Origin of the sequence: Cupriavidus agavae (genome assembly GCF_004217045.1) — a bacterium.
Taxonomy (GTDB): Bacteria; Pseudomonadota; Gammaproteobacteria; order Burkholderiales; family Burkholderiaceae; genus Cupriavidus; species Cupriavidus agavae.
Genome location: NZ_SGXM01000001.1, coordinates 2,348,456 through 2,372,450, shown reverse-complemented (window position 1 = coordinate 2,372,450; position 23,995 = coordinate 2,348,456). Strand labels below are relative to the sequence as shown.

The window sequence follows — 23,995 nt, the reverse complement described above, 5'->3', positions numbered from 1 at the left end:
AAGGAACCGGCATGTCGCAAAGCACCGGGCCGCAAACGCTGGCCTTCACCCATCTGATCGTCATCCGGCATGGCGAGACGGCCTGGAACCGTGAACGGCGGCTGCAGGGCCAGGTCGATATCCCGCTGAACGATACCGGACGCGCGCAGGCCGAGGCACTGGCTGGCGCGCTGGCCGGGGAGCCGATCGATGCGGTGTATTCGAGCGACCTGGGCCGGGCGATGGAAACGGCGGCGCCGCTGGCGCGCAGGCTTGGCCTGGCGGTGCGCCCGGAGCCGCGGCTGCGCGAGCGCTGCTACGGCGACCTGCAGACGATGACCTATGCCGAGGTGGCGGAGAAGCGGCCCGAGGATTTCGCCAACTGGCAGGCGCGCGTGCCCGACTACGCGCCGGCGGGCGGCGAGTCGCTGCGCGCGTTTCACGAGCGGGCGGTGGAGATTGCGCTGGCACTGTCGCGCCGCCATCCGGGCGAGCGGATCGCGCTGGTGGCGCATGGCGGCGTGCTCGACTGCCTGTACCGCGAGGCAACCGGCATGACGCTCGAAGCGCCGCGCGAGCACGAACTGCTCAACGCCAGCATCAATCGCCTGCGCTGCGACACCGCCGCGCTGACGCTGCTGCAATGGGCCGACATCGGCCACCTGGAGTCTCTGACGCTCGACGAGGTGGACCGGCGCGTGCCCTGAGCGGCGTCAGACCCTGAGCCGGAACGGCGTGAAGTTGGTGTCGCGGTCGTACCAGTCCTCGTTCTCGGCGCGCTTCAGGAACGCCACCACCCGGTAGGTAACCGGCGTCATCACCACTTCCCAGGCCGTTTTCAGCACATACTGCGCCACGGCCACCTGGACGACCTTCTCCAGCGGCCAGATGCCGTAGAACGCAATCACGTAGAACAGCGAGGAATCGACCAGTTCGCCGGCCAGCGTGGAGCCGATGGTGCGTGTCCAGAGCCAGCGGCCTCCCGACCAGAGCTTCATCTTGGCCAGCACGTAGCTGTTGGTGAAGCTGCCACAGCAGAACGCCACCAGCGAGCCCAGCGCGATGCGCCAGGTGTTGCCGAACACGTCTTCCAGGCTCTTCTGGTAGTCGCTCATGAACGGCGCCACGGGCATGCGCAGCACCACGAACGCCATGAACGTCGCAAATGCCAGCGCGGCAAACCCGGCCCAGACCACGCGGCGGTCGCGCCCGTAGCCGTAGACCTCGGTCAGCACATCGCCAAAGATGTACGAGACCGGAAAGAACAGCACCCCGGCCCCGAACGTCACCGCGCCGATCCACGGCAGCGTGACCTGCGCCGCCTTGGCCGCGCCAATCAGGTTCGAGCACAGCAGCACCGTGACGAAGGCCACCATGACAAGGTCGTAGTAGCGGTAGACGCGGCCGGTGTGGGGCGCGGACTGCGGCGCGGCGGGTGAGGCGGGAGACGGGGGCATGGACGGGTGCGGGGCGCTGGTGTCGGGCGATTATGCCAGCGGCACGGCCAGCGCGTGGTCCCGGTGTGCCGCAAAAGAAACGCCCGGCCGGAGCCGGGCGTCTGCGATCGGTCGGGGCTGCCTGGGAGCGGCCTGCTACAGATCGAGCTTGCTGATCTTGGAGCCGTTCAGCGAGACGTCGAACATCAGGCCCGCATTGGTCTGCACGAACGCGATCACCGGCTGCTGGGCGGTCACGGTATCGATGGTGCCATTGGCGCCGATCTTGGCCAGTGCCACGCTGGCGTCGGCGCCGATGGTCCAGCCCTTGGACTGCACGAACTTGTTGTATGCCTCGGGTGTCATGAACAGGATGATGACCGAGCGCGACTGGCCGCCGGCCGTCAGGCCGATCGTGCCCGATACGGTACGGTAGTACCCCTGCGTCGCGCCCTTGCTGCGCAGCGCGCCATCGCCGTATTCGCCGCCGATCACCAGGCCGCCCGCCAGCACGCGCGGGAACACCAGCATGCCCTGCGAGCGGCTGGCCAGCTCCCGGGCGCCGTTGACCGAGCTGTAGAGCCGGTTCAGCGCGCCGTCGGCGCCCTCGTCGATTTCCCTGCGCCGGGCGGCCACGTCGGTGGGCGTGCTGGCGCCCGTGGTGGTGCAGCCGGCCGCAAAGCCGGCGGTTGCCACGAGCAGGCCCGACCCGGCCACCCGGGTGACAAACTGACGTCGATCCATGAAGTCTCCTCTTTGGGACAAGTGCTGCGCTGGCGGCAACCGGCCGCCACGGCATGCCATGTGCGGATCAGCCGGCGGTCGGCGACTTGACGGTGATGGACACCACTTCCTTGACCACGATCTTGGCCATCTGGCCCTTCTTGATGCCGGCAAGGTCGATCGCCGGGTCATTGACCTTGACCGTGCGCAGCGTCTCGCGCGGGCCGCGGAACGTCAGGGTGCGCTTCTTGGCGTCGACGTTGGTGATCTCGGCGGTCACGGTGGTCGTGACCTCGCGCATCACGCCGGGTTTGCCGCCTTCGGCCGCGCGCGAGACGCGCTCGACCTGCTCCATCAGCGCCGTATCCTTGCTGCCTACCGGTTCCAGCGCGGCCACCACGGCGGCGCCGCGTGTCAGCGTGACGATGTCGCCCTTCTTCACATTGCCCATGTTCTTGGCTTCGTCGCCGGCCATCAGCGCGATCAGGTTGCCGCGCGGCCCCTGCACCAGCACGCCCTTGGCGTCGGGATCGACTTCCACGACCTTGCCGCTGACCACGGCTTCCTCGGCCACGCCGATCGGCGCGGGGCCGGTCGCGGACTTCTGGGCGTGGGCAGGCCCGGCCATGGCGAAGGCCAGGCAGGCTGCGGCGCAAAGCAGGGAGAGGGGATGGCTGGCTCGCTGGTTCATGACTGTCCTTAGCGCGCAGTGGCGCATTGTAAAAACGGGTGCAGTCATTGTGGACAACGGGCCATAGCGGGGCAATCCACTTCGAAAAAATTTCTGATGGTTGCCGAAACCGTTTAAATGGCGATTCTGCGCGTGCAGCGCGAGGCGCCCGGAGGCCCGTACGCGCTCAGGGCGCGTCGAACATCTCGCCGTCGCGCGAGGCCGTGGGCGACGCCAGGCCGAAATGGCGGTACGCGGCGGCAGTGGCCACCCGGCCGCGTGGTGTGCGCTGCAGATAACCTTGCTGGATCATGTACGGCTCCAGCACGTCCTCGATCGTGTCGCGCGCCTCGCCGATGGCAGCGGCAAGGTTGTCCACGCCCACCGGGCCGCCGTCGAACTTGTGCAGCACCGCTTCGAGCAGCTTGCGGTCCATCAGGTCGAAGCCGACGCTATCGACGTCGAGCATCGCCAGGGCGGCATCGGCCATTTCGCGTGTGATCGTACCGTCGCTTTTGACCTCGGCAAAGTCGCGCACGCGGCGCAGCAGGCGGTTGGCGATACGCGGCGTGCCCCGGGCGCGGCGCGCGATCTCCAGCGCCCCGGCCGGCTCGATCACGGCGTTGAGCAGGTGTGCCGAGCGGGTGACGATGCGCGCCAGTTCGTCGGGCGTGTAGAACTCCAGACGGGCCACGATGCCGAAGCGGTCGCGCAGCGGGTTGGTCAGCATGCCGGCGCGCGTGGTGGCGCCCACCAGCGTGAACGGCTGCAGGTCGAGCTTGACCGAGCGGGCGGCGGGGCCCTCGCCGATCATGATGTCGATCTGGTAGTCCTCCAGCGCCGGGTACAGGATTTCCTCCACCACGGGGGACAGCCGGTGGATTTCGTCGATGAAGAGGACGTCGTTGGCTTCGAGGTTGGTCAGCAGCGCGGCCAGGTCGCCGGGGCGCTCCAGCACGGGGCCGGAGGTCTGGCGCAGGTTCACGCCCATCTCGCGCGCGACGATATGGGCCAGCGTGGTCTTGCCCAGGCCGGGCGGGCCGAACAGCAGCACGTGGTCCAGCGCCTCATGGCGCTTGCGGGCCGCGTGCATGAAGATATCGAGCTGACCGCGCACTTTCTCCTGGCCCACGTACTCGTCGAGCAGCTTCGGGCGCAGGGCGCGCTCGAACGCTTCCTCCTGTTTCGAGGCGGGGGTGGCGGCGATGACGCGCTCGGGCGGGCGGTCACCAGTCAGCTTGTCGGTTTCGATCATGGCAGGTCAGATGCGGAATGGCGCCATTCTACGCTGCCCGGCGCGGGCGCCTCAGCCCTTCGACAGCGCCTTGAGCGCCAGCTTGATGCCTTCGGACACGCCCGTGCCAGCCGGTACCTGCTTGACGGCGAGCGTGGCCTCCTTGTCGGAATAGCCCAGCGCCAGCAGCGCGTTGAGGATGTCGGCGGCGTTGTCGGCAACCGGCGTGGAGCCCGGCGCGTGGCCCAGTTCGGCGCCGAGCTTGCCCTTGAGTTCGAGCAGCAGCCGCTCGGCCGTCTTCTTGCCGATGCCGGGGATTTTCGTGAGCCGGCCGGTCTCCTGCATCGTCACCGCCTGCGCCAGTTCCGGCACCGACAGGCCCGACAGCACGGCCAGCGCCATGCGCGCGCCGATGCCGGTGATCTTGATCAGCTCGCGGAACGTGTTGCGCTCGGTGGCCGTACCGAAGCCGAACAGCAGGTGCGCGTCCTCGCGGATGATCTGCTGCGTGAGCAGCGTCACGGGCTGGCCGACGGCCGGCAGGTTGTAGAACGTGCTCATCGGCACATCGATCTCGTAGCCGACGCCATGGCAGTCGACCAGCAGATGCGGGGGATTCTTTTCGAGCAGGGTGCCGGCGATGCGTCCGATCATGATGGGTGCGAGGGAAAGAGTGGCCGCAAGTGTAGCGTGGTAGCGCGCCTTGCCGGGGTTATCGCCCGTCCACGGCCTTGCGGCCCAGCGCGGGGTCATCGGTGAACACGCCGTCCACGCCGGCCGCCGCGAACGCCTGGATCTCGCGCTCCAGCCCGGCGGGGCTGCGCGTGGCGTCGTCGCCGGGCGCGCGCAGCGATCTCGGCAGGAAGCTGTTCTCGGGGCGGAACGTGTAGGGGTGGACGGTCAGGCCGGCCGCGTGGGCGTGCGTGACCAGCGCCGTGGGAGCGGCCAGGTTGCCCTGCGCGTCGCGCGGGATCACCAGGCTTTTCTCGGGGCCGATGCCGTTGGCGTAGGTGGCCACCTCGCGCAGGCCCAGCGGGGTCAGCATCGATGCATAGGTGCGGCTGTCGCCAGCCAGCCGCCAGTCGGCCGGGCGGCCGCGCGGGTTGCCGATCAGCTGCACGATCCGCACGTTCGGCATGGACGCGCCCAGCAGCCGCTTCATGGTGCGCAGCGGGCCAACCTCGAACGACTGCACGTAGACCGGCGCGGCGCGGGCGTAGGCGCTGGCCTGCAGCGCCGTGGCGAGCTTTTCTTCGAGCGGCAGGCCGATGCCGCGGAAGTAGCTCGGGTGCTTCAGTTCGGGGTAGAGGCCGATCGGGCTGCCGCGCCGGGCCGCCGCCTGGTCCGCGAGCTTCAGGATTTCGTCGAACGTGGCCACCTCGAACTGGCCGTCGAGCTTGGCGTTGTAGGGGCGGAGCTTCGGGATGCGTTCGCGGGCGCGCAGCGTTTTCAGCTCGGCCAGCGTGAAATCCTCGGTGAACCAGCCGTCGATGCGCTCGCCGTCGATGACCTTGATGCGGCGGCGCTCGGCAAATTCGGGCAGGTCGGCCACGTTGGTGGTGCCCGTGATGTCGTTTTCGTGGCGCGCCACCAGCACGCCGTCCTTCGTGGCGACCAGGTCGGGCTCGATGATGTCGGCGCCGTCGTCGATGGCCTTCTGGTAGGCCGCAAGCGTGTGCTCGGGCCGCAGCGCGCTGGCGCCACGGTGGGCGATCACGAGCGGCTTCGGCGCCGGCGTGGCGGGCGTGGCAACGGACGGAGCCGGCGCGGCTGGCGCGGGCGAGGGCGCCGCGGTACGCGGCGCTTGCGGCGGGGTGGCGCAACCGGCGATGAACGCGGCCGTGGTGACGGCCAGGGCAAGGCGAAGCGAGGCGAGAGACGGCATCCGGAGGCTTCCTGCGTGGGCAAGAGCCAGATTGTAAGCCCGGCGCTCAGCCCACCAGCCGCCCGCGCCGCACGCGCATGCCCTTGCGCGCCAGCTCCGGCGCCATGTTGGCCAGCGTGCCGAGCGTGTCGCTGCCGTTGGCGTGGCAGATCGCCATGCCCAGCGCGTCGGCCGCATCGCTGCTCGGGCGTCCCGACAGCGCCAGCAGCCGCATCACCATCTCCTGCACCTGCTCCTTGTTGGCCCGGCCGTAACCGACCACGGCCACCTTGAGCTGCAGCGCGGTGTACTCGAACACCGGCAGGCCCTGGCCGACGAGCCCGCAGATCGCGGCGCCCCGGGCCTGGCCGAGCATCAGTGTGGATTGGGGGTTGACGTTGACGAACACCTTCTCGATCGCCGCGCAGTCGGGGGCGTAGGTGCGCGCCACCTCGGCAATGCCGTCATAGAGCGTCTTCAGGCGCTGCGGCAGGCTTTCGTCGCCATTGCTGCGGATCGTGCCCGATGCCACGTAGGCAAGCTTGTTGCCGTGCTTTTCGAGCACGCCAAAGCCGGTGGTCCGCAGACCGGGGTCGATGCCGAGAATACGCATGAAGCGGGGGAGGAAAGAGGGATGGGCGTAGTGTACGCCGCAATAGCTTGAACTGCGGAGAACTGCTCCCCTCTCCCGCAAGCGGGAGAGGGGTTGGGGGAGAGGGCAAGCCGTTCCGGCACGAGCGCGCCGGAACTTGCCTACGCCTTAATGCCGGAAGTGGCGCGTGCCGGTCAGCACCATCGCGATGCCGCGCTCGTCGGCGGCGGCGATCACCTCGTCGTCGCGCATCGAGCCGCCCGGCTGGATCACCACGGTGGCGCCGGCGTCCACGACCACGTCCAGGCCGTCACGGAACGGGAAGAAGGCGTCCGAGGCCACGGCCGAGCCGGCCAGCGTCAGGCCGGCGTTCTGGGCCTTGATGCTGGCGATGCGCGCCGAGTCCACGCGGCTCATCTGGCCCGCGCCGACGCCCAGCGTCATGCCGTTGCCGCAGAACACGATGGCGTTGGACTTGACGAACTTGGCCACGCGCCAGGCGAACATCAGGTCGTCCATTTCCTTGGGCGTCGGATGGCGGCGCGTCACCACGCGCAGCTCGGACGGCTGCACGTTGCGGGCGTCCGGACCCTGCACCAGCAGGCCGCCGCCCACGCGCTTCAGGTCATACTGGTTCATGCCGCGGCCCAGCGGGATTTCCAGCAGGCGCACGTTCTGCTTGGCCGCGAACACATTGCGGGCGGCCGTGCTGAACGACGGCGCGATCAGCACTTCCACGAACTGCTTGGCCACGGCCTGCGCGGCGGCTTCGTCCAGTTCCACGTTGAAGGCGATGATGCCGCCGAAGGCCGAGGTCGAATCGGTCTTGAACGCCTTGTCGTAGGCTTCCAGCGCGTTGGCGCCGATGGCCACGCCGCACGGGTTGGCGTGCTTGATGATCACGCACGCGGCGGCAGCGGAATCGAACGACTTCACGCACTCCCAGGCGGCGTCCGCGTCGGCGATGTTGTTGTACGACAGTTCCTTGCCCTGCAGTTGCACGTAGTTGGCCAGCGCGCCGTCCACGGCCTTGAGGTCGCGGTAGAAGGCGGCCGACTGGTGCGGGTTCTCGCCGTAGCGCATTTCCTGCACCTTCTCGAAGGCCAGGTTCAGCGTCTGCGGGTAGCTGCTGCGGCCCTGGTGCGACTTGTCGCTGCCGAGGCTGGTCAGGTAGTTCGTGATCGCGCCGTCGTACTGGGCCGTGTGGGCAAAGACCTTGGTGGCCAGGCGGAAGTTGGTGTCGTAGCCGACGCTGTTGGCGTTGGCGCGCATTTCATCGAGCACCACGGCGTAGTCGGCCGGGTCGACGATTACCGTCACGTCGCGGTGGTTCTTGGCCGCCGAGCGCAGCATGGTCGGGCCGCCGATGTCGATGTTCTCGATCGCGTCGGGCAGCGTGCAGTCGTCCTTGGCCACGGTCTGCTGGAACGGGTACAGGTTCACCACGAGCAGGTCGATCGTCGGGATCTTGTGCTCGGCCAGCGCGGCCATGTGCTCGGGCAGGTCGCGGCGGGCCAGGATGCCGCCGTGCACCTTCGGGTGCAGCGTCTTGACGCGGCCGTCGAGCATTTCGGGGAAGCCGGTGTAGTCGGCCACTTCCGTGACGGGCAGGCCCGCGTCGGCCAGCAGTTTGGCGGTGCCGCCGGTGGAAAGCAGCGTGACGCCGAGCGCGTTCAGTTCACGCGCGAATTCGACGATGCCGGTCTTGTCGGAAACGGAGAGGAGTGCTTGCTTGATCATGGCTGGGGGAGACGCTTCAAAGTAATCCGTGTTGCTGCAGTTTCTTGCGCAGGGTGTTGCGGTTGATGCCGAGATAGGCGGCCGCCAGCGACTGGTTGCGCTCGGCGCGCGCCATCACGGCTTCCAGCAGGGGCCGTTCCACGGCCTCCAGCACCATGTTGTACATGTTGGACGGCTCTTCGCCGTCCAGGTCGCGAAAGTACGTATCCAGGCTGTCGCGGATACATTGGTCGATAGCGTTGCGGCTCATGCGGCAAGCGGTTCCCGTTTCTTGTTGTTGTCGATGTCTTGTCCTGCCTCCGGCGCGCTCTCGTCGTCATAGACCAGGCGGTCGGAAATGGCCGCCTGCTCGTCGAAGAATGCGTTGACCGCTTCCAGTTGCGCGCCGGTAGATTCCAGCGTGTTCATCCGGTGCCGGAACAGGTTTGCGCCCTTGAGCCCCCGCGTGTACCACGCGATGTGCTTGCGGGCGGTGCGCACGCCCGTGAACTCGCCGTAGAACGCGTAGTGGTCCGCCAGGTGATGATTCATGATCGCGCGGATCTCGGCCACCTCGGGCGACGGCAGCAGCTCGCCGGTCTTCAGATAGTGCTCGATCTCGCGGAACAGCCACGGGCGTCCCTGCGCCGCGCGGCCGATCATGATGGCGTCCGCACCGGTCACGGCCAGCACGTGCTTCGCCTTCTGCGGCGACGTGATGTCGCCGTTGGCGACCACCGGAATCCGCAGCGCGGCCTTGACGGCGGCGATGGTCTCGTATTCGGCGTCGCCGTGGTACAGGTCCGCACGCGTGCGGCCGTGGATGGTCAGCATGCTGATGCCGGCATCCTCGGCCATGCGCGCCACGCGCGGGGCATTCTTGTGCTCGCGGTCCCAGCCGGTGCGGATCTTCAGCGTCACGGGCACGCGGTCGCCCACGGCGCCCACCACGGCCTCGACGATGCGCACCACCAGCGGCTCGTTCTGCAGCAGCGCCGAGCCGGCCGCCACGTTGCAGACCTTCTTGGCCGGGCAGCCCATGTTGATGTCGATGATCTGCGCGCCACGGTCCACGTTGTAGCGGGCCGCCTCGGCCATCATCGACGGCTCCGCCCCGGCAATCTGCACCGAGATCGGCTCCACCTCGCCCGAGTGATTGGCGCGGCGCATGGTCTTCTCGCTCTTCCAGAGCTGGGCGTTCGACGCCACCATCTCCGAGACCGCATAGCCGGCCCCGAGCTGCTTGCACAGCTGGCGGAACGGCCGGTCCGTCACCCCGGCCATGGGGGCGACGAAGAGGTTGTTGCGAAGGATATGCGGACCGATCTGCACGGCGGCGGGCTGGGCTGTAGGGCTGGCTTCCGGTGCCGCGCGCGCGGCGGGGAAGCGAAAACATGCCCCGGCCGGACTGGTTGCCGGCTGCCTGGGGTCATGTGCGAGGGCGGGATTTTACCGCCAAACCGGCCGGGTTGCCCAATAAATGAGCAAATATCGTCGAGGAACCGTTCGAGGCGGCGTTCGACGCAGGGTTCGGGAGCGGTCGGGTGCCGCGTCTAGCGCCGGGCGCCGAACATCATGTGGCGTGCCAGCGTGTGGCGCACCGGTGCCAGGCAGGCCAGCGCCGCCAGCGAGGCGCCGCGCGCATGTGCCGCCAGCGACCCGCCCACGCCGAACACGCGCGGCAGCAGGTCCGTGATGCCGATCGTCATCGCCCGGTCCACGCGGTGGCGGCGCGCAAAATCCTGCAATGCCCCGGGCGTGCCGCCCGCGCGCAGCGAATCGGCCAGTGCGAAGGCGTCGCGCAGGCCCAGGTTCAGGCCCTGACCTGCCACCGGATGTAGCGTTTGCGCCGCATTGCCGACGGCCGCCACGCGTCCGCTGACGGTCACCGGCGCCGCGTTGAGCCCGAGCGGAAACGCGTGGCGCTTGCCGGCCAGCGTGAAGCGGCCCATGCGAGTGCCGAATGCGCGGCCCAGTTCCTCGGCGAAATCCGATTCGGACAGCATCAGCCGCCGCTCGGCCTGCTCCGGCGGGCAGCACCACACCAGCGCATAGCCGGTGGCGCCGTGTTCCTCGTGCGGCAGCAGCGCCAGTGGGCCTTCCTCGGTAAAGCGCTCCCACGCCCAGCCGGGCTGGGGTTGGGTACACGTCACATGGCAGATGATGGCGGTCTGCCCGTAGTCGCGCCGCCGGCTGGCCTCGGTTCCGCGCGCCAGGCGCTGCGCCTGCTGGTGGAACAGGCCGCCTTCGGCCTGGATCGCCAGTGAGGCGGTGTAGGCCACGGGCAGGCCATCATGGTCGGCATGGGAGGTTCCGGTCAGCGTGACCGTGTCGGAGGCGTCCTGTTCGATATTGTCGATCCGGGTCTCGAACACGCGCTGCAGCCGGCCGGGCGCCGCCTCTGACGCCCGCGCCAGCGCGCGCTCCAGCGTCTGGCACAGGTCGCCGTACTTGACCACGTAGCCGAGCGCCGGCACGTCGTAGTCCTCGCGGTGCAGCTTCACGTGGCCGAACCGGCCGCGCTGCGAGACGTGGATGTGCTCGATGGCCTGCGCCGGCACCGGCCAGGCGCCGATCTGTTCGAGCAACTGGCGGCTGCCGTGCGACAGCGCAATGGCGCGCGGATCGCGTGCCGCACGCGCGGGCGTGGCGGCGTCGATCAGCGCGATGCGCAGCGGCGTGCAGCGCAGCAGTTGCCCCGCCAGCGCCAGCCCCACGGGCCCGCTGCCGACGATGGCGATGTCGCACGGCACGGCAGCCGTGCCGGCGTGCGTGTCAGGGCTGGCCTGCGGTGTCATGGCTGGGTGCCTCCTGCGCCGGCGCGGCGGCGGCCGGTGCGGCCTCGCCACGCTTCCAGAGATTGGCGTCGGTGCGGGTCTTGCCGGCACCGGCGTCGCGCATCGCGTTATCGAGCTTCTGCTGGTGGAAGCCCGGCAGTTGCTGCAGTCGCTGCAGCAGCGCGTCGAAATTGGCCGCGGCCATCGGCACCACGCAGCCCTGCTGGCTCTCGGCGTCGCCGGCCAGGATCAGCCACGGCTTGCCGGCCCAGGGCTCGCGGTCCGACACGCGGATCACCACGCGTTCGAGCGCGTCCCAGGCAAGTTCCTCGCGCTGGCCGTCCGGCCGGTGCACGACCAGGCGGTCATCGTAGAGATTCACCACGAAAGGCTGGTTCGGGTCCACCTGGGGCACCGCGGTGCGGTGCCGGGTCGTACCGGTGTTAAACAGCCTGCTCAACAATGCCTTCATCGCGACGATCCTCCGTTGCCGCGCATCAGTGCCTCGATCTCGTCGGCCTTCACAGGCACGCCGCGCGTGATCAGTTCACATTCGCCCGCCGTCACCACGGCGTCATCCTCGATGCGGATGCCGATATGCCAGTAGCGCTCGGGCACGTCTTCGGCCGGGCGCACGTAGATGCCCGGCTCGATGGTCAGCACCATGCCGGCTTCGAGCGGGCGCCACGGGCGCTCGCCTTCCTGGCCGGCCGGCAGCGGGCCCGGTACACGGTATTCGCCCACGTCGTGGACGTCCATGCCGAGCCAGTGGCCGGTGCGGTGCATGTAGAAGCGGCGATAGCTGCCGCTGGCCAGCACGTCATCGAGCGTGCCTTCCTTGTTGCGGTCGAGCAGGCCCGTGTCGAGCATGCCCTGCGCCAGTACCCTGACGGCCGCGTCGTGCGGCACGTTGTAGGGCACGCCGGCGCGTGTCTGGGCGATGGCGGCTTCCTGCGCCGCCAGCACCAGGTCGTACAGTTCGCGCTGGGCCGGCGTGAAGCGGCCCGAGACCGGGAACGTGCGCGTGATGTCCGACGCGTAGCCGTCCAGTTCGCAACCCGCATCGATCAGGCACAGGTCGCCGTCGCGCAGTTCGGCCGGGCCGGCGCGGTAGTGCAGCACGCAGGCGTTGGGGCCGGTGGCCACGATCGAGTTGTAAGCCACGCTCTGCGCGCCATGGCGGCGGAATTCGTAGAGCAGTTCGGCTTCGAGGTGGTACTCGCGCAGCCCGGCGCGCGACGCGCGCATGGCCCGTACATGGGCCTGCGCCGAGATCTCGGCCGCGCGGCGCATCGTGGCCACCTCGCCGGCGTCCTTGAACAGGCGCATCTCGTCGAGCAGCGTGCGGACATCGACCGCTACCGAGGGGGCGGCCACGCCGGCGCGGCCCTGCATGCGCACGGCGTCGAGCCAGCGGCGCACGTTGACGTCGATATCGGTGTCCGCCGCCAGCGGGTACGCCAGTTGTGCGCGGTTGGCCAGCAGCGGCGGCAGCAGCGCGTCGATTTCCTCGACCGAATGCGCCTCGTCGAAGCCGAATGTCGCCAGCGCGCCTTCGGGGCCGTAGCGGAAACCGTCCCAGATCTCGCGTTCCTCGTGCTTCGGGCGGCAGAACAGGATGCTGCGGTCGCCGCCCTGGCCGGGCGCTCCCGCCACCAGCACGAGGACGGCCTCGGGCTCGGTGAAACCGGTCAGGTAATAGAAATAGCTGTCGTGCCGGTACGGATAGTCGCTGTCGCGGTTGCGCATGGCTTCCGGCGCGGTGGGCACGATGGCCACGCCGCCGCCGTGGGTGCGCAGGTGTTGCAGCACTCGGGCGCGGCGTTCGCGGCAGGCGCCGAGGAAAGCGGAATCGGGTGCGGACATGAACGGTGGCCCGGCGCGGGGCCGGAGCGGGGCTGTTGAGGGAATGTGCCGATTCTAAACCGGTCGGCACGTGCTGCGTAGGCAGCGCGTGCCGTTTGAGGCGCTCAGGCCGGCAGGCTGCGGTCCAGCGCGGCCAGTTGTCCGGGCGTGCCGATGTTCTCCCAGCGCCCGTCGAAGCGCTCGCCGGTGGCGCGGCCCTCGGCGATCGCGGCGCGGTAGTACGGGGTCATCGCCACCTTTTGCCCCGGCACGATCTCATGGAACAGCCGCGTGTCGTAGAGGCCGATATTGCCGAAGGTCAGTGACTCGCCGCCGGCGTCCGGGCCGGGCAGCGCCAGGCGGCCTTCGGCGTCCAGCACGAAATCGCCGCGCGGGTGGAAGGGCGGGTTCGGCACCATGACCAGGTGCATCCGTGGACGCTCCGCCCCGGCCATGGCCCCGGCGCGCGGCAGCAGCGTGCGGTAGTCGAAATCGCAGAAGATATCGCCCGACACCGCCAGGAAGATGCCGTCCGGGCCTTCCGGGCCGGTAATCAGCGGCAGCGCCTGGGCAATGCCGCCAGCGGTTTCCAGCGCCGTACCCTCGGCCGACCAGTGCAGCCGCACGCCGAAGCGGGCGCCATCGCCAAGCGCGGCTTCGAGCTGGTCGCCCAGCCACGCGTGGTTGATGACGATATCGGTGAAGCCGGCGCGGACGAGCGCCTCGATCTGCCAGACGATCAGCGGCTTGCCGCCCACGGGCAGCAGCGGCTTGGGCGTGGTGTCCGTCAGCGGACGCATCCGCTCGCCGCGGCCGGCGGCAAAGATCATGGCTTTCAAATCAGGGTCTCCATGGCGATCAGCACGGCCATGCCGCCGGCGATCGTCCAGCCCACGCTGCGCGTGCGGGCGGCGATGACGATGGCCACGAGGCCGGCCACCAGCCGCGCGTTGAGCGGGCTCAGGTAAAGGTTGCCGTCGCGCATGAGCAGGTCCGGCGCTATCAGCGCCGACAGCATCGCCGCCGGCACGAACTGCAGCGCCGTGCGGAACCACGCCGGCAGCCGCACGCGGCCTTCCACGGCGATGAACGACAGGCGGATCAGGTAGGTGGCCATGCCGGCCACGATGAATACCCACAGCAGGGTCGTCGTGCTCATGCGGCGGGCTCCCGGCGCTCGCGCTGCGCCTCGGCGCCATGCCCGTGGCGGTCGCGGCCCAGCAGCAGCATGCCGGCGGCAATGCCGCCGAGCGCCGCCGCCATGATGCCGAGCTTGTGCGGCATCGCGTAGCAGGCCACGGCCAGCGCCGTGGCCACCAGCGCGGCGGCCACCTGGGCGCGGTGCTTCAGGTTGGGCACGATGATGGCGATGAAGGTCAGCGGCAGGAAGAAATCGAGCGGCCAGTCGCGCGGCACCTGGGCCCCCACCAGCACGCCGGCCAGCGTGGAGACCTGCCAGCTCGACCACAGCGAGAAACCCGCGCCAAAGTAGAACCAGTGGCGATAGCGGGCGCGCGGGCCGGTGTCGCCGAGCCGGCGCGTCATGGCGGCAAACGCCTCGTCGGTCAGCAGGTAGGCCACCAGCGCCTTCCAGCGGCGCGGCAGCGGTGCCAGCGACGGGGCGATCGTGGCCGAATACAGCGCGTGGCGCAGGTTGACCATGGCCACGGTGAACGCGATCACCAGCGCCGGCGTGCCGGCGGTCCAGAGCTGCGTCAGGATCATCTGCGACGCGCCGCCAAAGACGATCGCGCTCATCGCGCAGGCCAGCCACGCCGGCATGCCCGCGTTGACCGCCAGCACGCCATAGATCAGCCCGAACGGCACCACGCCCAGCAGCATCGGCGCCAGCGCCCGCGCGCCGGCCCACCATTCGCCGCTGCGCGTGATGGCCGGACCGGCAGCCGGGTCAGTGGAATGGGCCACGGCTCAGAACGTCAGGCCGGTGGGGCGCTCGGTGCCTTCGAACGCATCGAGCAGCCGCACCAGCTTGCGCAGTTCGGAATACCGCCCGGCCACGTTGCGGGTGTACTTGAGCACCAGCGGCAGGTTGGCCAGGTAGCCGTCCTTGCCGTCGCGGTGGTACAGGCGGGCAAAGATGCCGAGCACCTTGAGGTGGCGCTGCAGCCCCATCCATTCGTAGTCGCGGTAGAAATCGCCAAAATCCGGCGCCACGGGCAGGCCGGCCTTGCGTGCCTGCTCCCAGTAGCGGATCAGCCAGTCCAGCTGCTGTTCCTCGTCCCATTCGATATAGGCGTCGCGCCACAGCGACACGGCGTCGTAGGTGATCGGGCCGATCACGGCGTCCTGGAAATCGAGGATGCCGGGGTTGGCGCCCACGGACGCCCCCTCGGGCAGGACCATCAGGTTGCGCGAGTGGTAGTCGCGGTGCACGTAGACCTGCGGCTGGGCCAGGTTGTTGGCCAGGATCGCGTCGAAGACCTCGCGCAGGTCGGCCTGCTGGCGCTCGTCGAGCGTGATGCCGAGGTGCCGGGCCACGTACCACTCGGGGAACAGGTCCAGCTCGCGCTGCAGCAGCGCGCGGTCGTACGCCGGCAGTTCGCCCGGGCGCGTGGCCAGCTGGATGCGCACCAGCGCGGCGGCGGCGTCGCCGTAGAGCGGGCGGGCCGAGGCGGCGTCCAGGCGCGACAGGTAGGTCTGGCTGCCAAGATCGGCCAGCAGCAGGAAGCCCTGGTCGAGATCCTGCGCCAGCACGGTGGGCACGGTCACGCCGGCGTCGCCGAACAGCTTCGCCACGTGGATGAACGGGCGGCAGTCCTCGTGGGCGGGCGGGGCGTCCATGACGATGGCGGTCGGGTGGGCCGGGTGGCCGGTCCGCACGCGGAAATAGCGCCGGAAGCTCGCGTCGGCCGATGCCGGCGCGCACGAGGCGGGGTCGATCGACCATGCCGCGCCAAGCCCGGCTACCCACGATTTCAGTTGTTCGATGCGCGGGTCGTGGCCCGGGTCGGGAATATGTGCTGCCATGCCGGAAAGGGAGGATACGATGCCCCGTATAATACCCGACCAGACCCGGGCGCCGGGTGGCCCCCGGGAGGGGCCTTTGTTGCCCCGCAGCCCGCTCTGGCATTGGGGCTGCAGGGAGCGGGACCCGCTTTGCGGCAGCCCGCGCCGCGCCCGTTGCCGAGCCGACCGACAACCGTTTGCATGACCGAACAACGACGATCACCGCATCATCCGGCCACCCGACCGCCCGCGCGCGACGGCAAGCACCGGCGCGTCCGCATGCCCGCGGGCGCCCTGCGACCGCTCGTGCTGGCCATGGCCGGCCTTTCGGTCAACGCCCACGCCCAGTATGGCGCCGCGTCGTCGATTCCGGACATCGACCTGTCCGAGCCGACCTTCACCCAGGCGCCCGACAAGGCCCCGCCGCCGCCCGAGGCCGGCGAACTGGTGCCGCGCCTGGCCGAGCCGGCCGCCAAGGGCGCGCCGACCGGCAACAATCCGCTGGGCGCCACGCAGGGCTCGACGCCGTCCAACCCGAACGCCCCGGCCTATATCTCGGGCGACCGGATGACCGGCTACAACGAGAAGGGCGTCGAACTGGAAGGTAACGCCGAGCTGCGCCGCGACGGCGCCGTGGTCAAGGGCGACAAGCTGACCTACGACCAGGACACCGACCAGGCCCATGCCACGGGCAACGTGCGGATGTCGCAGGGCGGCACGCTGGCCGTGGGCCCCGAGGCCCGCATGCGGATCGAGGCCAATGAAGGCCACATGCTGTCGCCGGACTACTATTTCCAGCAGACCGGCGGCGCCGGCAGCGCCGAGCGCGTCGATTTTCTCGATCCGGACCGCAGCACGCTCAAGAAAGCCACCTACACGACCTGTTCGCCCGACAACGCGGACTGGTATTTCAGCGCGCGCAAGCTCGATCTCGACAGCGACCGCGAGGTGGGTACCGCCTATGGCGGCGTGCTGCACTTCTTCGGCGTGCCCGTGGCGGGCGCCCCGGCCTTCACGTTCCCGCTCAACGACGACCGCCGCAGCGGCGTGCTGCCGCCGCTGATGGGGTACAGCTCGAAGTCAGGGTTCGACCTGACGGTGCCGTACTACTTCAACCTGGCGCCGAACCGCGACCTGACGCTGTTCCCGCGCCTGCTGTCGGAGCGCGGCGTGCAGCTGGGCGGCGATTTCCGCTACCTGGGCGATGGCTACAGCGGCCGCCTGCGGGCCGAGTTCCTGCCCGACGACAAGAAGGCCGGCCGGGACCGCTGGGCGTATTCGTTCCAGCACAACCAGCAGATCATCCCGGGCATGGTGGCGTACGCCAACATCAGCAAGGTCTCGGATGACCAGTACCCGGATGACCTGACGCGTACCGTCTCGCAGTCCACGCTGCGCCAGTACACGCAGGAAGGCGGCGTGATCTACAACTGGAACTACTGGACGTTCCTGGCGCGCGTGCAGAAGTTCCAGACGCTGCGCCCCAGCGAGCCGTCGTACGAGCGCGAGCCGCAGCTCAATGCGAAGTACAACCGCTATGACTTCGGCGGCTTCGACATTGCGATCGACACCGACTACACGCGCTTCCGCATCCCGCTCACGTCCACGGGCCTGCAGCAGCCGGAGGGCAGCCGCGCCTACTTCCAGCCGACGATCAGCTATCCGATCATCCGGCCGGGCTGGTACGTGACGCCGAAGGTGATCTTCAACGCGGCGCAGTACGACATGGACGTGGGCACCAATACCACCGGTGTCTCGAACACGATGGGCCGCGCCATCCCGACCGTCAGCCTGGACTCGGGCATGACGTTCGAGCGCGACGCGCCGGGCCTGAGCCGGCTGTTTGGCGTGAACTACACCCAGACGCTGGAACCGCGCCTGTTCTACGTCTACACGCCGTTCCGCGACCAGAGCCAGTTCCCGGTCTTCGACACGGTGCAGTCTGACTTCAGCTACGGCCAGATCTTCACCGAGAACCCGTTCAGCGGCTACGACCGCATTGCGGACAACAACAAGCTGACGGCCGGCCTGACCACGCGCCTGATCGAAGCCGAGACCGGCGTCGAGCGGTTCCGCGGCACGATTGCCCAGCGGGTGGACTTCACCGGCCAGCGCGTGCAGATTGGCGGGACGCTGACGGACACCAAGCCGAGCTATTCGGACCTGCTGGCCGCCACCACCATCCAGCTGTTCCGCGGCTATTATCTGGACGCGGGCATCCAGTGGAACCCCGAGGACAACCGCGTCAACTACTCGAACGTGGCGTTCACGTGGCGTCCGGAGTCGCGCAAGGTGCTGAACGTGGGCTACCGCTACCGCCGCGCGACGTCAGTCACTGACAATACCGCGATCGACCAGGTGGAGCTGTCGGGCCAGTGGCCGATCACGCAGCGTACCTACGGGATTGGCCGGGTGGCCTACGACCAGTCCGCCAGCCAGCTGGTGGACGCGCTGGCCGGCCTGGAATATGCGGCCGACTGCTGGGTGGGGCGTTTCGTCTACCAGCGCTTCCGCAACACCACGAACGGCTACACTGGCCGGTTCTTCCTGCAGGTGGAGTTCCGTGGCCTGTCGAAGGTGGGGTCGAACCCGCTGAACATGCTGCGCCTCAACGTGCCCGGCTACGAGCCGGCCACCGCGCGACCGGTGCCTGCGTCGCCGTACGATCACTATGAATGACGGACCAAGATGAAACGTCAAGCTTTCTCCGTGTTGTCCCGCCTGAACCCCTGGCAGCGCCTGCTGGTTTCGGCTGTCCTCGTGACCCTGGCCGCTCCCGCCGCCGCGCAGCTGCGCGCGCCGGGCGCCGGCTCGCGCACGCAGGGCATCTTCGTGCCGCAGAACGGCAGCACCGTGGCGCCGAGCCAGCCGCAGATGGGCGTGCCGTCGCCGCAGTCGGGCCAGAAGCGCTCGCAACTGGTGGACGAGGTCGTGGCCATCGTCAACAACAGCGTGATCACGCGCCGTGAACTGCTGGACCGTGCCGACGAGATCGAGAACCAGCTGCGCGCCGCCAACCGCCAGATCCCGCCGCGCGCGGACCTGCTGGGCGAGGTGCTGGAGCGCCTGGTAATGGAACGCGTGCAGACGCAGGCGGCCCAGGACGCCGGCATCAAGGTGACCGACCAGGAAGTGGACCGTGCCATCGAGTCGGTGGCGCAGCAGAACAAGATGTCGCCGGGCGACCTGCGCCTGCGCGTGGAAGGCAGCGGCATGAGCTGGACCAAGTACCGCGACGAGCTGCGCAAGCAGGTGCAGGTGATCCGCCTGCGCGAGCGCGAGGTCGATTCCAAGGTGCAGGTCTACGACGGCGAGATCGACAATTTCGTCGCCGCGCGCAGCGGGCAGGGCGCCGCCAGCGGCCCGGCCGAGTATGACGTGCAGCAGATCCTGGTGCGCGTTCCCGAGGACGCCTCCGAGGCGCAGAAGGCCCAGCTCAAGGCCAAGGCCGAGGGGCTGCTCAAGCAGGCCCAGGGCAATGCGGACTTTGCCGCGCTGGCGCGTGCCAATTCCGAGGGGCCCGAGGCGGCACAGGGCGGCTCGATGGGCTTCCGCGAGATCGGACGCCTGCCGGCGCTGTTCGCCAACGCCGTGGTCGACCTGCAGCCCGGCGGCGTGGTGCCCGAGGTGGTGGAATCCGCCAACGGCTTCCATGTGCTGAAGCTGGCGTCCAAGCGCATGGGCCAGGCGCAGCCGGCCGCCGCGGACCGCATCACGCAGACCCAGGTGCGCCATATCCTGATCCGCACCGGCCCGAACATGCCCGAGGCGGAAGCCAAGCGCCAGATGGCGACGATCCGCGACCGCATCACGCACGGCGGCGATTTTGCCGATGCGGCGCGCCGCTACTCGCAGGACGGTTCGGCCCAGCAGGGCGGTGAACTGGGCTGGGTGTCGCCGGGCGAGCTGGTGCCGGAATTCGAGCAGGCCATGAGCCGGCTGCGTCCGGGCGAGATCTCCGAGCCGGTGGTGTCGCAGTTCGGCGTGCACCTGATCCAGGTGGAGAACCGCCGCGAAACCGAGGTATCGCCGGAGAAGCAGCGCGATTTCGCCCGCGCCGAAGTGCGTGAGCAGAAGATGCGCGCCGCCTATGATGACTGGGTGCGCCAGCTGCGCAGCGCGGCGTACGTGGAATACCGGATCAACCGCCAGCGCTAGTCAGCGCCCCCACTCGCCCCATGCCCGACCCTGCACCTGCCCCGTCTTCCGCATCGCCCGTGCTGGCGATCACCACCGGCGAGCCTGCCGGCATCGGCCCCGATATCACGATCGGCGCCCTGTTGCAGCTGGCCGGCACCAACGGCCAGGACGCGGCGGCAGGCCACGGCGGCGGGGCCGACTTCCGGTTTCATGTGATCGGTGATGCACGCCTGCTGATGGCGCGTGCCGAGGCGCTGGGCGTGGCCCATGCCTGGCAGCGGCGGATCGCGGACGGCCATGTCGAGGTGCGGGACGTCCCGCTGGGCGTGGCCTGCGAGCCGGGCCAGCTCGACGCCCGCAACGGGCGCTACGTGCTGGCACTGCTCGATGCCGCCATCGACGGGCTGCAGGACGGCCGTTATGCGGCCATGATCACCGCACCCGTGCAGAAGAGCACGATCAACGACGCCGGCATCCCGTTCACCGGCCATACCGAGTACCTGGCCGAGCGCGCCGGCGTGCCGCGCGTGGTGATGATGCTGGCTGGTCCGCAGCCCGCCCATGGCAATGCCATGCTGCGCGTGGCGTTGGCCACCACGCACCTGCCGCTGCGCGCCGTGCCCGACGCGCTGACCGTGCCGATGCTGGCCGAGACGCTGCGCATCGTCGACCACGACCTGCGCCGCCATTTCGGCATCGCCCGCCCGCGCATCCTGGTGACCGGCCTCAACCCGCATGCCGGCGAAGCGGGACACATGGGCCGCGAGGAGATCGAGGTCATCGAGCCCGCGCTGCGCGAGATGGCCGATGCCAATATCGACGCGCGCGGCCCCTATCCCGCCGACACGCTGTTCCAGCCCCGCCACCTGCGCGATGCCGACTGCGTGCTGGCGATGTACCACGACCAGGGCCTCGCGCCGCTGAAATACGGCACCTTCGGCCACGGCGTCAATGTCACGCTGGGCCTGCCCTTCATCCGCACATCGGTGGACCATGGCACCGCGCTCGACCTGGCCGGCACCGGCCGGGCCGAGCACGGCAGCATGATCGAGGCGATCCGATGCGCCATCAACATGGCTGGCCACGCCAGCGGACGCCACGGCAACGGCGCGTCCGCCGGCGGCCGGCACTGACCTATGCGTTCAAACGTGCATCAGGGCCATGTGGCCCGCAAACGGTTCGGCCAGAACTTCCTGGTCGACGACGGCATCATCTACGGCATCGTCAACGCCATCGATCCACAGCCGAGCGACATCGTCGTCGAGATCGGCCCGGGCCTTGGTGCGCTGACCGACCCGCTGCTGGAGCGGCTGCCCGGCATGCAGGTGGTCGAACTGGACCGCGATCTCGTAGAACGGCTACGCCGCCGCTACGAGGACCGGCTGACGGTCCATGCCGGCGACGCGCTGGCGTTCGATTTCGGCAAGCTGCAGCAGCCCGGCCGCGCGCTGCGCATCGTTGGCAACCTGCCGTACAACATTTCGAGCCCGCTGCTGTTCCACCTGATGGATTTTGCCGACCACGTGCATGACCAGCACTTCATGCTGCAGAAGGAAGTGGTGGAGCGCATGGTGGCCGAGCCCGGCAGCAAGGCGTTCGGGCGGCTGTCGATCATGCTGCAGGTGCGCTACCACATGGAGCACGTGCTCGACGTACCGCCGGCCTCGTTCAACCCGCCGCCCAAGGTTGATTCGGCCGTGGTGCGCATGATCCCGTGGCCGCGCGCCGAGGATGGCACGCTGCGCTCGCCGTACCCGGCCTGCGACGCCAATGTGCTTGGCGACGTGGTGACCGCCGCGTTCTCGCAGCGCCGCAAGGTGCTGCGCAACACGCTGTCGTTCCTGCGCGACCAGGTGGATTTCGACGCGCTGGGCTTCGACCTGGGCCGCCGCGCCGAGGAAGTGGCCGTGGCCGAATATGTGGAACTGGCGCGCATCGTCGGCAACAGCGCCGCGCCAGCCGCGCGTGGCACGGCCTGACGCCGCGCTACCTTACCGTTTTCGTTCAAATTTGAAGTTTTTGCGACGCTCATGACCGAACAGACCAAGACCGATCCGCGTCCCGTCATCCTGACTGGCGACCGCCCCACTGGCCCGCTGCACCTGGGGCACTATGTCGGCTCCCTGAAGAGCCGTGTCTCGCTGCAGGAGACGCACAAGCAGTACGTACTGCTGGCCGACACCCAGGCGATGACCGATAACGCGCACGATCCGGAGAAGGTGCGCCGCAACGTGCTGGAAGTGGCGCTCGACTATCTGGCCGTGGGCATCGACCCGGCCAAGACCACGATCACGGTGCAATCGCACCTGCCCGCGCTGGCCGAACTGACGCTGATGTACCTCAATTTCGTCACAGTTGCGCGTCTGGAGCGCAATCCTACGATCAAGGAGGAGATCCAGGCGCGCGGCTTCGGCCGTGACATTCCGGCGGGCTTCCTGTGCTACCCGGCGTCGCAGGCCGCGGACATCACCGGCTTCAAGGCCGTGCTGGTGCCGGTGGGCGAGGACCAGGCACCGCTGATCGAGCAGACCAACGAGATCGTGCGCCGCATCAACCATCAGGTGGGCCGCGAGGTGCTGCCCGAGGCCGCCGCGCTGATTCCCAAGTATGGCCGCCTGCCCGGCGTGGACGGCAAGGCCAAGATGAGCAAGTCGCTCGGCAATGCGATTCCGCTCGGCGCGTCGCCGGACCAGATCCGCGAGGCCGTGCACCGCATGTACACCGATCCGAACCACCTCAAGGTGTCAGATCCGGGCCAGGTCGAGGGCAACGTGGTCTTCACGTACCTCGACGCGTTCGACCCGAACGTGGAGGAAGTGCAGGCGCTCAAGGAACACTACCAGCGCGGCGGCCTCGGCGACATGGTGCTCAAGCGCCGCGTGGAAGGCGTCCTGCAGGAAATGCTGCGCCCGATCCGCGAACGCCGCGAGCAACTGGCGCAGGACCCGGCCTACGTGTTCGATGTGCTCAGGAAGGGTACCGCCGAAGCCCGCGAACTGACCCAGCAGACGCTGGAGGAAGTGCGCAGCGCAGTGGGAATGTTCTCGTTCCCGAAGTAATCTCGGCTTGCCGGGGGTTTGCTCCCCTCTCCCGCGACGCGGGAGAGGGGGGCAAGACCAGCGAAAGGTGAATCACCCCCGCCGGTTCACCAGCACGATTCCCCCCAGCACCAGCACCGCCGCCACGGCAAATCGCACGCCCACCTGGTCGTGCATCAGCAGCACGCCAAATGCCACGCCGAACAGCGGTGTCAGGAACGAGAAGACTGACAGCCGCGAGGCCAGGTACTGGCGCAGCAGCCAGAACCAGATCAGGTAGCTGGCAAACGCCACGAGGACGGACTGGTAGAACAGGCTGGCCACCACGAAGCCGCTGATCTCCACGCGGTGCATCTGGCCGGCCGCCAGCGCCATCACGAGCAGCAGCACGGCCGAGACCGTCAACTGGTAGAGCAGAGTCTTGCTGGCCGGCGCGTGAGACAGCTTGCTGCCGCGCACGACGATCGTGGTGGCCGCCCACAACGCCCCGGCCACCACGCCCAGCGCGTCGCCGAGCAGTGTCGACGACTGGGCCGTGGACGCCACGATGCCATCGGCGAACGCCAGCACCATCCCGCAGAACGCCAGCACCACGCCCAGCCACTGGCTGCGCTGCAGATGCTCGCCCGGCACGAACAGGTGCAGGCCCAGCGCGGTGAAGATCGGTGCCGTATAGAGGAAGACGGCCATGCGCGAGGCCGTGGTGTGCCCCAGGCCGACGAAGATGCAGAAGAACTCCGCCCCGAACAGCAGCCCGGCCACGATGCCGGCGCGCAGGGTGCCGTCGCGCTCCCAGAGCGGCGTGCGGCGCCAGGCGGCGAACGCAAACACCAGCAGCGCGGCGATGGCGGAGCGGACGCCGGCCTGAAGCACGGCGCCCATCAGGGGGGCGGTGACCTTGATCACCACCTGCTGGAGTCCCCATGCGGCGCACAGCAGCACCATCAGGCCGATGGCCGTGCTGTCCAGCGGGCGCCTTGTTGTTGTTGGTGTGCCCATCGACGGCGCCGC

At 69.0% G+C, this 23,995-nt stretch carries 24 protein-coding genes; 6 read left to right on the top strand and 18 right to left on the bottom strand.

Features of this window, described 5'->3' with window-relative positions; genetic code table 11:
• Nucleotides 1-11 precede the first annotated feature (11 nt).
• Complete coding sequence (locus EV147_RS10745; RefSeq protein ID WP_130391058.1) at nt 12-686, top strand: histidine phosphatase family protein; 675 nt, start codon at nt 12-14, stop codon at nt 684-686.
• Between the two features lie 6 nt (nt 687-692).
• Here EV147_RS10745 and EV147_RS10740 read toward each other — a convergent pair whose 3' ends face one another.
• From EV147_RS10740 to EV147_RS10660, 17 genes are all read right to left on the bottom strand, one after another.
• Complete coding sequence (locus tag EV147_RS10740; RefSeq protein ID WP_130391057.1) at nt 693-1,436, bottom strand: queuosine precursor transporter; 744 nt, start codon at nt 1,434-1,436, stop codon at nt 693-695.
• Between the two features lie 135 nt (nt 1,437-1,571).
• Nucleotides 1,572-2,159, bottom strand: a complete 588-nt coding sequence (locus EV147_RS10735; RefSeq protein ID WP_130391056.1) for a BPSL1445 family SYLF domain-containing lipoprotein — start codon at nt 2,157-2,159, stop codon at nt 1,572-1,574.
• Nucleotides 2,160-2,226: 67 nt separating this feature from the next.
• Complete coding sequence (locus EV147_RS10730; protein ID WP_130391055.1) at nt 2,227-2,829, bottom strand: hypothetical protein; 603 nt, start codon at nt 2,827-2,829, stop codon at nt 2,227-2,229.
• A 166-nt stretch (nt 2,830-2,995) separates the two neighbouring features.
• Nucleotides 2,996-4,063, bottom strand: a complete 1,068-nt coding sequence (gene ruvB, locus EV147_RS10725) for a Holliday junction branch migration DNA helicase RuvB (RefSeq protein ID WP_130391054.1) — start codon at nt 4,061-4,063, stop codon at nt 2,996-2,998.
• Between the two features lie 51 nt (nt 4,064-4,114).
• Entirely contained in the window at nt 4,115-4,696 is a 582-nt protein-coding gene (gene ruvA, locus EV147_RS10720) for a Holliday junction branch migration protein RuvA (protein ID WP_130391053.1), read from the bottom strand.
• Nucleotides 4,697-4,754: 58 nt separating this feature from the next.
• Complete coding sequence (locus EV147_RS10715; RefSeq protein WP_130391052.1) at nt 4,755-5,927, bottom strand: glycerophosphodiester phosphodiesterase; 1,173 nt, start codon at nt 5,925-5,927, stop codon at nt 4,755-4,757.
• Nucleotides 5,928-5,973: 46 nt separating this feature from the next.
• A complete protein-coding gene (gene ruvC / locus EV147_RS10710) occupies nt 5,974-6,519 on the bottom strand; it encodes a crossover junction endodeoxyribonuclease RuvC (protein ID WP_130391051.1) in 546 nt (181 codons plus the stop codon).
• Between the two features lie 147 nt (nt 6,520-6,666).
• Nucleotides 6,667-8,238 carry a bifunctional phosphoribosylaminoimidazolecarboxamide formyltransferase/IMP cyclohydrolase gene (purH, locus tag EV147_RS10705; protein ID WP_130391050.1) on the bottom strand — a complete coding sequence of 524 codons (1,572 nt, stop codon included), beginning with the start codon at nt 8,236-8,238 and terminating at the stop codon, nt 6,667-6,669.
• Nucleotides 8,239-8,254: 16 nt separating this feature from the next.
• Complete coding sequence (locus EV147_RS10700) at nt 8,255-8,488, bottom strand: Fis family transcriptional regulator (RefSeq protein WP_092291917.1); 234 nt, start codon at nt 8,486-8,488, stop codon at nt 8,255-8,257.
• The gene (dusB, locus tag EV147_RS10695; protein ID WP_130391049.1) at nt 8,485-9,549 is read right to left on the bottom strand and encodes a tRNA dihydrouridine synthase DusB; all 1,065 of its coding nucleotides are present in this window, start codon (nt 9,547-9,549) and stop codon (nt 8,485-8,487) included. Before dusB ends, EV147_RS10700 begins: the two co-directional genes overlap by 4 nt.
• 221 nt (nt 9,550-9,770) lie before the next feature.
• The gene (locus EV147_RS10690) at nt 9,771-11,015 is read right to left on the bottom strand and encodes a UbiH/UbiF/VisC/COQ6 family ubiquinone biosynthesis hydroxylase (RefSeq protein WP_130391048.1); all 1,245 of its coding nucleotides are present in this window, start codon (nt 11,013-11,015) and stop codon (nt 9,771-9,773) included.
• Nucleotides 10,993-11,466, bottom strand: coding sequence for a hypothetical protein (locus tag EV147_RS10685; protein ID WP_130391047.1), 474 nt, complete (start codon nt 11,464-11,466; stop codon nt 10,993-10,995). The genes EV147_RS10690 and EV147_RS10685 overlap by 23 nt, the downstream gene beginning before the upstream one ends.
• A complete protein-coding gene (locus EV147_RS10680) occupies nt 11,463-12,860 on the bottom strand; it encodes an aminopeptidase P N-terminal domain-containing protein (RefSeq protein WP_130391046.1) in 1,398 nt (465 codons plus the stop codon). Before EV147_RS10680 ends, EV147_RS10685 begins: the two co-directional genes overlap by 4 nt.
• Nucleotides 12,861-12,964: 104 nt before the next feature.
• The gene (gene murU, locus EV147_RS10675) at nt 12,965-13,678 is read right to left on the bottom strand and encodes an N-acetylmuramate alpha-1-phosphate uridylyltransferase MurU (RefSeq protein ID WP_130391045.1); all 714 of its coding nucleotides are present in this window, start codon (nt 13,676-13,678) and stop codon (nt 12,965-12,967) included.
• Nucleotides 13,675-13,998: an AzlD domain-containing protein gene (locus EV147_RS10670; RefSeq protein ID WP_130391044.1), complete on the bottom strand. Its 324-nt coding sequence runs from the start codon at nt 13,996-13,998 to the stop codon at nt 13,675-13,677. The genes murU and EV147_RS10670 overlap by 4 nt, the downstream gene beginning before the upstream one ends.
• Nucleotides 13,995-14,681, bottom strand: coding sequence for an AzlC family ABC transporter permease (locus EV147_RS10665; RefSeq protein WP_235844682.1), 687 nt, complete (start codon nt 14,679-14,681; stop codon nt 13,995-13,997). Before EV147_RS10665 ends, EV147_RS10670 begins: the two co-directional genes overlap by 4 nt.
• An 87-nt stretch (nt 14,682-14,768) precedes the next feature.
• Nucleotides 14,769-15,827, bottom strand: coding sequence for an aminoglycoside phosphotransferase family protein (locus tag EV147_RS10660; protein ID WP_130391042.1), 1,059 nt, complete (start codon nt 15,825-15,827; stop codon nt 14,769-14,771).
• A 180-nt stretch (nt 15,828-16,007) separates the two neighbouring features.
• Here EV147_RS10660 and EV147_RS10655 point away from each other — a divergent pair, with 180 nt between their 5' ends.
• The 5 genes from EV147_RS10655 to trpS are packed head-to-tail and all read left to right on the top strand — an operon-like array spanning nt 16,008 to nt 23,005.
• Nucleotides 16,008-18,485 (top strand): LPS-assembly protein LptD, encoded by a 2,478-nt coding sequence (locus EV147_RS10655; protein WP_130391041.1) that lies wholly within the window; start codon nt 16,008-16,010, stop codon nt 18,483-18,485.
• A gap of 9 nt (nt 18,486-18,494) precedes the next feature.
• Entirely contained in the window at nt 18,495-19,964 is a 1,470-nt protein-coding gene (locus EV147_RS10650; protein WP_130391040.1) for a peptidylprolyl isomerase, read from the top strand.
• Between the two features lie 20 nt (nt 19,965-19,984).
• Nucleotides 19,985-21,079, top strand: coding sequence for a 4-hydroxythreonine-4-phosphate dehydrogenase PdxA (gene pdxA / locus EV147_RS10645; protein ID WP_130391039.1), 1,095 nt, complete (start codon nt 19,985-19,987; stop codon nt 21,077-21,079).
• Between the two features lie 3 nt (nt 21,080-21,082).
• On the top strand, nt 21,083-21,925 hold the full coding sequence (gene rsmA, locus EV147_RS10640; RefSeq protein WP_130391038.1) for a 16S rRNA (adenine(1518)-N(6)/adenine(1519)-N(6))-dimethyltransferase RsmA: 843 nt from the start codon (nt 21,083-21,085) through the stop codon (nt 21,923-21,925).
• Nucleotides 21,926-21,976: 51 nt separating this feature from the next.
• A complete protein-coding gene (gene trpS / locus EV147_RS10635; protein WP_130391037.1) occupies nt 21,977-23,005 on the top strand; it encodes a tryptophan--tRNA ligase in 1,029 nt (342 codons plus the stop codon).
• Nucleotides 23,006-23,077: 72 nt separating this feature from the next.
• Here trpS and EV147_RS10630 read toward each other — a convergent pair whose 3' ends face one another.
• Complete coding sequence (locus tag EV147_RS10630; RefSeq protein ID WP_130391036.1) at nt 23,078-23,983, bottom strand: DMT family transporter; 906 nt, start codon at nt 23,981-23,983, stop codon at nt 23,078-23,080.
• Between the last annotated feature and the right edge of the window lie 12 nt (nt 23,984-23,995).